The organism is Aquiflexum sp. (assembly GCF_041749095.1).
Classification (GTDB): Bacteria; Bacteroidota; Bacteroidia; order Cytophagales; family Cyclobacteriaceae; genus Aquiflexum.
Genome location: NZ_JBGTCA010000066.1, coordinates 1 through 11,732, shown reverse-complemented (window position 1 = coordinate 11,732; position 11,732 = coordinate 1). Strand labels below are relative to the sequence as shown.

The 11,732-nt window shown below is 38.6% G+C and carries 4 protein-coding genes; all 4 read left to right on the top strand.

Annotated elements, in window-relative coordinates:
• The first annotated feature begins 215 nt into the window (after nt 1-215).
• A complete protein-coding gene (locus ACEW8O_RS04200; RefSeq protein ID WP_373493372.1) occupies nt 216-752 on the top strand; it encodes a formyl transferase in 537 nt (178 codons plus the stop codon).
• A 209-nt stretch (nt 753-961) separates the two neighbouring features.
• Complete coding sequence (locus ACEW8O_RS04195; RefSeq protein ID WP_373493371.1) at nt 962-6,847, top strand: amino acid adenylation domain-containing protein; 5,886 nt, start codon at nt 962-964, stop codon at nt 6,845-6,847.
• A gap of 16 nt (nt 6,848-6,863) precedes the next feature.
• Nucleotides 6,864-7,490 carry a thioesterase domain-containing protein gene (locus tag ACEW8O_RS04190; RefSeq protein WP_373493370.1) on the top strand — a complete coding sequence of 209 codons (627 nt, stop codon included), beginning with the start codon at nt 6,864-6,866 and terminating at the stop codon, nt 7,488-7,490.
• 275 nt (nt 7,491-7,765) lie between these two features.
• On the top strand, nt 7,766-11,732 hold a 3,967-nt coding region (locus ACEW8O_RS04185), incomplete at its 3' end, for an amino acid adenylation domain-containing protein (RefSeq protein ID WP_373493369.1).

The window sequence follows — 11,732 nt, the reverse complement described above, 5'->3', positions numbered from 1 at the left end:
CATAATGTACATGTATCCGGCCACCATGACAACATATTTAAAAAACCCGGGATCATTAAAGAAATGGCAGAAAAGATCCAAATTGTACTTGATGAGAAACATGGTTCACAGACCCAAATAAAACCATCAATTGATTAAAATATAGTCTCCTGACTTCGACAGTCGTTAGTCCCATTTTTGTCTAAAATACTTATAAATAAACAATAGAATTAACATTGGATGAACTAAAAAATGAAATTGGAATTGAATTATTGAATTCTATAGCTCCAGATATCATATTTACTTGTAGAGCACCAATATTAAGACCTGAAATACTCAATATTCCAAGATTTGGATCAATCAATGTGCATTTTGGAATTGCTCCAAAGTATAGAGGAAACAATACTTTGTTCTGGGCTTTGATGAACAATGATTCCAAAAACATCGGTGCCTGCGTACATTATATCAACAAAGGAGTAGACAGAGGAAATATTCTTGCGAAGGCATTCCCAGCCTTGACAAGAAATGAAAGTGAAGTTTCCATTGACCTAAAAACCTTAACACTTGTTGCAGAAGCAGCAGTTACCGTTTTGAAAAAAATCGAAAAAGATGAAAAAAAACCTATCGGACTGGTCCAAAACAAGCTTGGTAAAAATTACAAGCATACTGAACGAACCTTTTTTCTTAACTTAAAATACCTTTCCAAAAAAAGTTTGGGAATGATACAAACAGAACCTAGGGAGCAGTCTATTATCTATTATTTGGATGAATAGATTGTCAGCATTTATAACCAAATGGGATACAACCTGTGGAATTCGGTATAAACGAGTTATAAAGACATTATTTTACAATACCAATATATTTTTTAAAAATTTATATCTTTAGAAAAATAATTCATCCCAAATACCTAAATTCCCAACAAACAAATACCAGTTTCGAATAATGTTTTGACACATTTTTTAGTGATAAAAACAAAATGATCATGCCATTAACTAAATCGCAAATCACCCTATCAGCGACGGAGGCCTCCTTGATAATCAATAGTTATTGGTATAAAAAGCTGGAAGGAATCGAAGAATTACAACTGCCAAAAGATCATTTAAAGTCTTTGAATAAAGGAACAGAAAGTAACACCATCTATTTTCCGATAGACAAGAGTCTCCTTGATAATATTATTACCCACTTTTCCGAATCGAAGCCCGCACCATCTTTAACCCTATTTGCTGCATTGAAGGTTTTACTTTACAGATACAGCAATCAGATTGATTTTTGCATTGGCAAAACCCTTAGTGAAACAGCACCTGACATTCCAACCAAGAATGGTGTAAAAAACGTTGATTTGGACGTCCTGCCCATTGTCACCAAAATAGATGACACCATGAATTTTGGTGATTTTGTTAAGAAATTAGGTGTCGATTTAATGGAAGCCAATTCCTATAATCAAATCTCTGTTGATCAACTGATTTCCATATTAGGAAAAAAGAATGAAAAAGAATTGAGGTTACTTTTCCCCGTCATCTTCGACTATCAGAAGAATACCGATCTAGTTGGTCTTAACCGATCATCCAAAATCGCCCTTGAGAATTTCAATTCAACTTTACTTTTCGGATTTATAGAAAATGATAAAGAAATTGAAGGGTGTATCACCTTTGACAAGGAGTTCTTTACTTATGAAACCGTTAAGAGGATGGTTTCCCATTATGCAACACTTCTTGAATCTATTCATTCCCACCCTTCCCTCAATCTTGGTCTTTTAAACATTGTTTCCACAGAGGAAAAAAACCTTTTGTTAGAGACTTTAAATGCTTCGGAAGCGGAATACCTCCACGATAAGACAATCCTGGACTTGTTTGAGGAGCAGGTGAATAAAACCCCTGACGCTATTGCGCTTGAATTTGAAGGAAATCAACTTACCTACAGACAGCTTGATTCCAAGTCCAATCAACTGGCCCACTACCTGAAGAAGTCCGGTATCAATTCTGAAGATCCGGTGCCCATTTGCCTTGAGCGCTCCTTGGAAATGGTCATTGCAATTTTTGGGATTATCAAAGCAGGCGGTACTTATGTTCCCATTGATCCTTTTTTTCCTGCTGATAGAATTGATTATATGATTGAGGATACAGGGGCAAACATCGTAATATGCTCCACTGAAACTTCAAAAAACTTCGGAGATGAAACCAATCGCTTGATATTTGACCGGGATCTTGAAGTCATCAGTAAAATGCCTTCAGAAAAAGTCTCCCCTTCTACTTCCCCCGAAAATCTAGTCTATATCATTTATACCTCGGGTTCAACCGGTAAACCTAAAGGCGCCATGGTGGAACACCGGAACCTTGTCAACTTCGTAAACAGTTTGTCCAGAATTTTGGAGTACGATTCCTCATCGATACAATTATCTGTCACCACCTATATTTTTGATGCCTTTTGCCTTGAATTATTTGTACCACTTGCAGTTGGGGCCAAAGTAATTTTGGTCAGCAAAGAAGTCTCCATGGACGGCTTCAAACTGGCCAAAGCACTTGCCAAACATATGCCGACCCACATGCAGGCTACGGCCTCAGGTTGGCAATTGCTGCTCAATGCGGGTTGGAACAATCCGGAAGGTATCATGATGACAACTGGTGGTGAGGCCATCGGAGAAGAAACCAAAAACATGCTTGCCAAAACAGGTAAACTATGGAATCTCTATGGTCCTACCGAAACCACCATTACATCTGCTTTCAAAAAGCTGGAAGTTCATGAAAAGGTTACCATTGGAAAACCGATAGACAATACCAAAATCTATATCCTTAGTCCGAGGGGAAGTTTGAACCCATTGGGAATCCCTGGAGAATTATGCATCAGTGGAAAAGGTGTAGGAAGAGGTTATCTCAATCGAACTGAACTGACAGCGGAAAAATTTATCCCTGACCCTTTTTCAGATGACAAAGATTCAGTGATGTATCATACAGGAGATTTGGCCAGATGGTTGCCTGACGGCAATTTAGAATATTTGGGAAGGTTGGACGATCAGGTCAAAATCAGGGGTTATCGGATCGAACTGGGCGAGATCGAATCAGTTTTGCAACTCCATCCATCGATAAAAAAAGCGGTAGTGCTGGCCAAAGAAAGTACCACTGGAGATAAAAGACTAGTTGGCTATGTGGTCTGCAATGAACACTTTGATAGAGATTCTGTCATTGCGTTTCTTAAATCCAAAATACCGGAATATATGATTCCATCTCTTTGGATGGAACTTGAAAATTTACCATTATCATTCAGCGGGAAGGTTGATAAAAAAGCTCTTGCGGAGATTAAAATTGAATATATCCAAAGTGAAGATTACGAATCTCCCAAAACTGAACTTGAAAACCAAATCGCAAGGATCTGGCAAAAAACACTTGGTTTGGAGAGGATTGGTATCAAGGATGATTTCTTTGTTTTGGGAGGACACTCCTTACTGGCAATGAAAGTCATAACTACAATAAGAAGTGAGATGGGAGTCGAACTTTCGATACGGGAAATTTTCAATTTCCCAACCATTCGGCAGTTGTCTGAAATCTTAGCCTCCAAAAGTAGTGAAGAAAGTGGACCGATTCCTCTTGATAATTCTGAAAGACCTGAAAACATCCCCCTTTCCTATAATCAACAGAGTCTTTGGTTTATCCATCAACTATCAGGGAGTATCCAATACCACATTCCGCTTATCCTCAAAGTCAGGGGAAAGCTGGATCTAATTTCACTCGAAGAGGCATTTAAAACTATCCTCAACCGCCATGAAGCACTCCGCACCATAATCAGGGATAAGGATGGTACCGATTACCAGAATTTACTGGGCACTGACTATTGGAATTTAGAACGAATGGAATTAAAAGATCCGGAACTTCTAAAAAATGAAATATCCAAGTTGATCCGGATACCTTTCGATCTGACCAAAGACCACATGCTGAGGGCATGTATCATCACATTAGCCCCAGATGACCACTGTCTGATCTTAACCATGCACCACATTGCCTCAGATGGGTGGTCTTCCAACATCCTCAGAAAAGAGCTTTGGGAATACTATCATTCCCTTGTCAACGGAATACAGGTTTCATTGCCCCCTCTTCCTATTCAATACATTGATTATGCTATCCGGCAAAGAAATTTCCTGAAAAGCGATGCTGCCCGGACCAAAATCGAGTATTGGAAAGCCAAACTAAAAAACGTATCCCCGCTTCAGTTACCAACCGATTTTGGCAGGCCTCCGGTTCAAAGTAACCATGGGAATAGTTACCATTTTTCAATTGATAATTCTACGGTATCCCAATTGAGAAAATTGGGACATAGCCAGCAGACAACCCTATTTATGACATTGCTTGCCGCATTCAAAACACTTCTATATCGGTACAGCGGTCAGGAGGATATCTGCATTGGCACTCCCGTGGCGGGCAGAGAAAGCGGAGAAACGGATGATCTTATAGGATTTTTTGTCAATACATTGGCAATTAGGTCAAGCCTAAGTGGAAATATGACTTTTACAGAACTTCTCAAAGAAATCCGTGTAACTACTCTCGATGCTTTCGAATTCCAACAAATACCATTTGAAATGGTGGTAGAAAGCCTTGGACAAGAAAGAGACTTGAGCAGAAATCCTGTGTTCCAGGTTTTGTTTGTCTTACAAAATGTTCCTAAAAATGAGGTGCAACTTGATGATGCCTTGGTATCAGAGGAAACTTATGTGCATTTCACTTCAAAGTTTGACATGACTTTTGAACTTATGGAAGTTGAAGCAGGCATAGAAGGGATTGCAGAATACAATACAGATCTGTATAGACCTGAAACAATAGAACGTTTCGTTAGCCACTTTATCCTTCTCCTGAAATCAATCCTTGAAAATCCATCCTTAAACCTTGATCTTTTAAACATTATTCCCGGTGAGGAAAAAAACTATCTATTAGAAACTTTAAATGCTACGGAAGCTGAATACCCCTACGACAAGACAATCGTGGACTTGTTTGAGGAGCAGGTGAATAAATCCCCAGATGCAATAGCATTAATGTCCAAGGAAAAGAAGTTAAGCTACAAAGAGCTGAATGAATGGTCCAACCGGTTTGCACATTATCTGATTGGAAGATACAATATACAACCCGATGATTTGGTAGGAATAGAGTTGGAGCGCAGTGAGTGGATGGTGATTGGCATTTTGGCGATTATCAAATCGGGAGGTGCCTATGTACCGATAGATCCAAAGTATCCTGAGCAGCGAAAGGAGTTTATCAAAGAGGATGCAAAGTTGAAAATAGTCATTAATCAGGTTGAACTGGAAGGATTCAGGAAAGCAATAAAGGAAGGCAACTATCCAAACACAAATCCTACAACCCAGATAAGTCCCGGGAACCTGATGTACGTGATTTACACTTCAGGTTCAACGGGTAAACCAAAGGGTTGTATGCTGGAGCATCGAGGCTTGGTCAACAGATTGGCTTGGATGCAGAAGTCTTATGCTTTATCAGAAGAAGATTGTATCCTGCAAAAAACCACTTTTACTTTCGATGTATCGGTATGGGAACTTATCTGGTGGTCCTTGCAAGGGGCTTCCGTTTGTATGTTGGAACCGGGAGGAGAGAAACAACCCGAAAAGATTGTTTCGACAATAGAAGCCTCACATGTTACTGTATTGCATTTTGTGCCCGGTATGCTTGGAGTCTTTTTAGAGTATCTAAGTAGCTCAGTAGAAAGCATTGTGAAGCTAAGCAGTCTTAAGCAGGTATATACCAGTGGGGAAGCCTTGCAGGTGGGACAGGTAAAGCGTTTCAAAGAATTGCTGCCGGATGTTAGTTTAATGAATCTCTATGGTCCTACAGAAGCGAGTATAGATGTGAGTTACTATACCTGTGAGAAAGCAGAGGAAGTGACCATTCCAATAGGTAAACCGATTGACAACACAGCGCTTTACGTGTTAAATCCCAGCCACCACCTCGTTCCTTACGGTGGCATCGGTGAAATTTGCATTGGTGGAGTTGGCCTGGCGAGGGGATATTTAAACCGGGAAGAGCTCACACGGGAGAAGTTCATAGAAAACCCGTACAAGTCGACAGAGCGATTATACAGAACGGGAGACTTGGGGAGATGGCGAGAGGACGGAAATTTGGAGTATTTGGGCAGGATGGACGACCAGGTCAAAATCAGGGGATACCGCATCGAACTTGGAGAAATCGAATCAGTACTGCTTCTTCACCCAACTGTGAAGCAAGCTGTGGTGATGACCAGAGATTTCGGACAGGGCGACAAGAGGCTCGTCGGATATATTGTCTGTAACGGGGCTTTCGACAAAGAATCCGTCACTGAATTCCTCAGGTCAAAACTGCCTGAATACATGATTCCCGCACTTTGGCTAAAGCTCGAAAAACTCCCCCTCACTTTCAGCGGAAAAATCGACAGAAAGGCACTTCCAGATGTCAGTACCCAGGATATGGTGACAGCCGGATTTGCTGAACCAAAATCTGACCTGGAAAAACAGCTTGCCGCACTCTGGAAGAAAATCCTCGCTTTGGACAGGGTAGGTATCCACGATGATTTCTTTGCATTGGGGGGACATTCTCTTCTAGCTGTAAAAGTAATGTCAGCTTTGGAAAAAGAAATTGGATCAAAACTAGCCATCAACCTGATATTCAAATACCCGAGTATATCGGAACTCGCAAATGCAATTGAGAACATCAAGCAAAATCAGGTAGGATTGAATTCATTATTAGATGTAAAAACCTCGGGAAGCAAACCGCCATTATATATGGTTCATGGAGGGGAATCCTCGGCATCTATCTATTATAGTTTAGCAAAATACATTGACAATGATCAGCCTATTTATGGGTTTCAGCTGAAAGATCTTGGATGGGATCGAGGCACCTGACAAATCTCTTGAAGATATGGCTGCTTACTATATTTCACTTATGGTTGAAAAAAATCCGGATGGACCTTACAATTTATCAGGATATTGCTTTGGTGGAATTGTGGCTTATGAAATGGCCAAACAGCTTCAATCGATGGGGAAAAAAGTCAATAAACTTATTCTCTTTGATACAGTTGCGTTCGATTACAGGGAAAGACATTCACAATTTGAAAAAATCAAACTTCGGTTAAAAATCATCCTAGCTCAGGTAAACTTTTTATTGAATGAACCTGAGGGATTTTTAAAAAATAAAAAAAGGTATCTTAAACGAAAAATGGATTTGGTATTTTCCATATTGAAATTGAAGCCCAATCCACAATCTGTGAATACATCCACAACCTACCTCAATAAAGTTTCAAAAAATAATACATATTTACTAAATAAATACAAGATAGTCCCTTATCATGGCACCTTGTATTTATTCCGCGCAAAAACCAGGGAAACTTATATCGAGGAACCAAAATTCTATGGATGGACCTCATTTGTTAAAAAAGTCAAAGTGATAAATATTGGCGGACACCATTACATTATTCTCAAAAAACCCGAGATCTTAAAAGAAATAGCCGAAAAGATCCAAATAGTTCTTGACGAGAAAAACCAATAAATGACTTCAAACTTCTCAATAGACTGCTATCCAAATATTCCTGTGGAATTGATATGGAAAAAATAAAAACAGAATTCGATTTTTGAAGTTATGCAATCAGCTTTCATCCTGATAAGATCAGATATGCAGCATTTCTCTGATCAAAAGATCTCTTTCCAGAATTGATATTTTTCTATCTTTTACTTAATTTCCTGTTTAGGAAAAATTTATTGTAAATGAAATAATGTTAAACCACAGCGCTTAATTATTACGTATATCTTTGATATCTTTTAATTATGCCGATTTTTAAAAACATAAATGATCAATTTTCCTTAAAAGAAAATGGAGAAAACCTAGAATATTGGAAATCAAAGCTTCATGGTCTTGAGCCCCTTAAATTACCCAAAGATTGTTTTGGGACATTTGATAAGAATGGCGGATTGCATAAAGTCTTTTTTCCAAAAGATTCCATCTTGATTGAAAATGTAAAAAATTCCGTTGAAGGATCATCAATTCTTTATACTATTATCGGCAGTCTCCAAGTGCTGCTTTACCGCTATTGCAGTCAAAATGACTTTTGTATAGGCCTATCATTAGATGGAGTCTTTTTAAGTGAATTCGCAAAGCAAAATGGATTCAAAATAGATTTGAATCTTTTGCCGATTAGAACTCAAATTGGTAACGGATTAACTTTTGATAGTATCATCCAAAACACAAAGGAAGCTGTTTTTGAAGCACTTGAAAACAGTAATTTAAGCTTTGAGGAGCTGATCAATGATCTGAAAAATGATCCAATCAAAGACTTCTTTTTCAATGTTTTGTGTATTATAAAAAAGGAACATATCGGAAATGATCAAAAAAATAAACCAAATGAAAAAGAACTTAGAGACTTTAATGCCAATCTGATTTTCGAATTTGAAGAATCAGATAAATACCTTAATGGATCAATTACTTTTCGAAGTGATGTATTTGGAGAGAATTTTATCAATCGGATGATTGAACATTTTTTTCAACTATTGGATTCCATCCGGATTTCTCCAAATTCAAAAATTAGCGAATTGAACATTTTAAGTCAAAAAGAAAAATCATTCCTCCTTGAGTCGCTTAATGATACCCTTACTTCTTTTGATGAATGTTTTACAGTTCTTCATCTTTTTGAAAATCAGGTTAAAAATAACCCTGATGCTATTGCCCTTGAATTTGAAGGAAATCAACTTACCTACGAACAGCTTGATTCCAAGTCCAATCAACTGGCCTACTACCTGAAAAAGACCGGCCTTAATTGTGAAGATCCGGTACCTATCTGTTTGGACCGGTCCTTGGAAATGATCATTGCGATTTTTGGAATCATCAAAGCAGGGGGTGCATATGTACCTATTGACCCTTATTTTCCCGCTGACAGAATTGATTATATGATTGAGGATACAGGGGCTAATATTGTGATATGCTCCACTGAAACTTCAAAAAACTTCGGGGACAAAATCAATCGTTTGATAATGGACAAGGATCTTGAAGTTATCAATCAAATGCCCATATCAAAAGTCTCTCCATCACCTTCACCCAAAAATCTTGTTTATATCATTTACACCTCTGGATCGACCGGTAAACCCAAAGGTGCCATGGTGGAACATCGCAATCTCCTGAATTTTGTGAACAGTTTATCCAAAATTGTGGAGATTGATTCTTCATCAATACAATTATCTATCACCACATATATTTTTGATGCCTTTTGTCTGGAACTTTTTGTACCACTTACAGTTGGGGCTAAGGTTATATTAGTCAGCAAAGAGGTTTCAATGGACGGCTTCAAACTTGCCAAAGCACTTACCAAACATAAACCCACGCACATGAAGGCAACTCCCTCTGGCTGGCAATTGCTTCTCAATGCAGGTTGGAAGAATCCTGAGGGAATCAGGATGACAACAGGCGGAGAAGTCTTAGGTGAAGAAACCAAAAACATGCTTGCCAGCACGGGTAAACTATGGAATCTATATGGCCCTACCGAAACAACCATAGATTCAACTTTCAAAAAAATGGATGTTCAGGAAAGGGTCACCATTGGAAAGCCAATTGATTATGCCAAAATCTATATCCTTGGTCCGGGGGGCAGTCTGAATCCGCTGGGAATACCCGGCGAACTATGTATCGGTGGTAAGGGCGTGGGAAGAGGTTATCTAAATCGACCTGAACTGACAGCGCAAAAATTTGTCCCTGATCCATTTTCAGATGAAAACGATGCTGTAATGTATCATTCAGGAGATTTGGCGAGATGGTTATCTGACGGAAATATAGAATATCTGGGCAGGTTGGATGATCAGGTCAAAATCAGGGGCTATCGAATCGAACTTGGGGAGATAGAATCTGTTTTGCAATCACATCCATCGATAAAACAAGCCGTTGTGCTTGCCAAAGAAAGTACTACTGGAGGTAAAAGACTAGTTGGTTATTTGGTCTGCAATGAACCGTTTGATCGGAATTCTGTCATTGCATTCCTTAAATCAAAACTACCGGATTATATGATTCCGTCCCAGTGGATGGAACTTGAAAATCTACCCCTATCATTCAGTGGGAAAGTAGATAGGAAAGCCCTCTGTGAGATTGAGATTGAACATATCCAAAGTGAAAATTATGAGGCTCCTAAAACCGATCTTCAAAAACAACTGGCTGCTATCTGGCAAAAAACACTTGGATTGGAAAAAGTTGGTATCCAAGATGATTTTTTTGCTTTGGGAGGACACTCCTTACTGGCGATGAAAGTTATGGCTACCATCAGAAGTGAGATGGGAATCGAGCTTTCGATCCGGGAGATGTTCAATTTCCCAACCCTTCGGTGGTTGGCTGAAATCTTAGAATCAAAAGGTAATATTAAAAGTGACCTGATTCCACTTGATAATTCAAAAAGGCCTGAAATCATTCCACTTTCTTATAATCAGCAAAGTCTTTGGTTTATCCATCAATTATCAGGGAGTACTCAATATCATATACCGCTAATTTTCAGAATTGAGGGGGAATTATACAAACAGGCGCTTAGAAATGCCCTGGTTGAAATAGTCAACAGGCATGAAATCCTGCGCACTGTTATCTCAGAAAAGGATGGCGTTGGATTTCAAAAAATCTTGAATAAGAATCAATTTAAACTTGATGAAAAAGAGATAAACAATAAAGATATTGATAAGGAAATCACTAAGTTGATCAGAGTCCCCTTTGACCTGAACAATGACCACATGATCAGGGCCTGTCTAATCAAATCGGGAATAGAGAAATATAATTTAGTCATTACCATGCATCATATAGCCTCCGATGGATGGTCCGTTTATATCATAAAAAACGAGCTTAGGAAACTATACAGCTCTTTTTCTAAAAGAGAAGTCGCTCATTTGCCCGGGCTCCCATATCAGTACGCAGATTATGCATTGTGGCAGAGAAATCTGACATCGCATGAGTCGTTCCAAACAAACTTAGATTATTGGAAAAACAAACTTCAAAATATCCCGCCACTTCAACTTCCAACTGATTACACTAGACCTTCCGTTCTTAGCACCAATGGAGATATTCATCGTTTTACAATTGATTCCAATCTTGTATCTCAACTAAATGAAATAGGAAAAAGTCAAAAAGCCACACTTTTTATGACATTGCTTGCGGCTTATAAAATTCTCCTACACCGTTACAGTGGTCAGGAGGACATATGTGTGGGAACTCCCATAGCCGGAAGAGAAAGAAATGAAACAGAAGATTTGATAGGATTTTTCGTCAATACATTGCCCCAACGTACTCAAATCAAAGCTTCTATGGGTTTTGATGAACTTTTAAAAGAAGTTAAATCATCTACTCTGGAGGTAATCGATCACCAACGGGTCCCATTTGAAGTAATTGTGGAAACTATGGGTCAGGAAAGAGACTTGAGTAGAAATCCTGTTTTTCAGGTGCTTTTTGTTTTACAGAACTTCCCTGATTTAAAATTTCAAATAGAGGGCGCTGAAGTGACCGAGGAATCTTTTGAGCACTTTACTTCACAATTTGATATGACAATGGAGCTCAAAGTCACAAATGAAGGAATTGAAGGAGTATTGGAATTTTGCACAGATCTTTTCAAAAAAGAAACGATTTCAAACTTTGTCTCCCATTACTTGGAACTTTTAAAATCCATCTGTATCAATCCTCTAGAAAAAATCGGGATGTTGAAAATCATTCCTATTGATGTAGAAAAAAAGCTTTTAGAATCCTTTAACCCAACTCAAAAAACCTTTCCGGAAAACATTA

Excerpts from the sequence above, each read along its gene's own strand:
- ACEW8O_RS04195 (WP_373493371.1), top strand. The coding sequence starts at position 962 with ATGCCATTAACTAAATCGCAAATCACCCTATCAGCGACGGAGGCCTCC.
- ACEW8O_RS04190 (WP_373493370.1), top strand. The coding sequence starts at position 6,864 with ATGGCTGCTTACTATATTTCACTTATGGTTGAAAAAAATCCGGATGGA.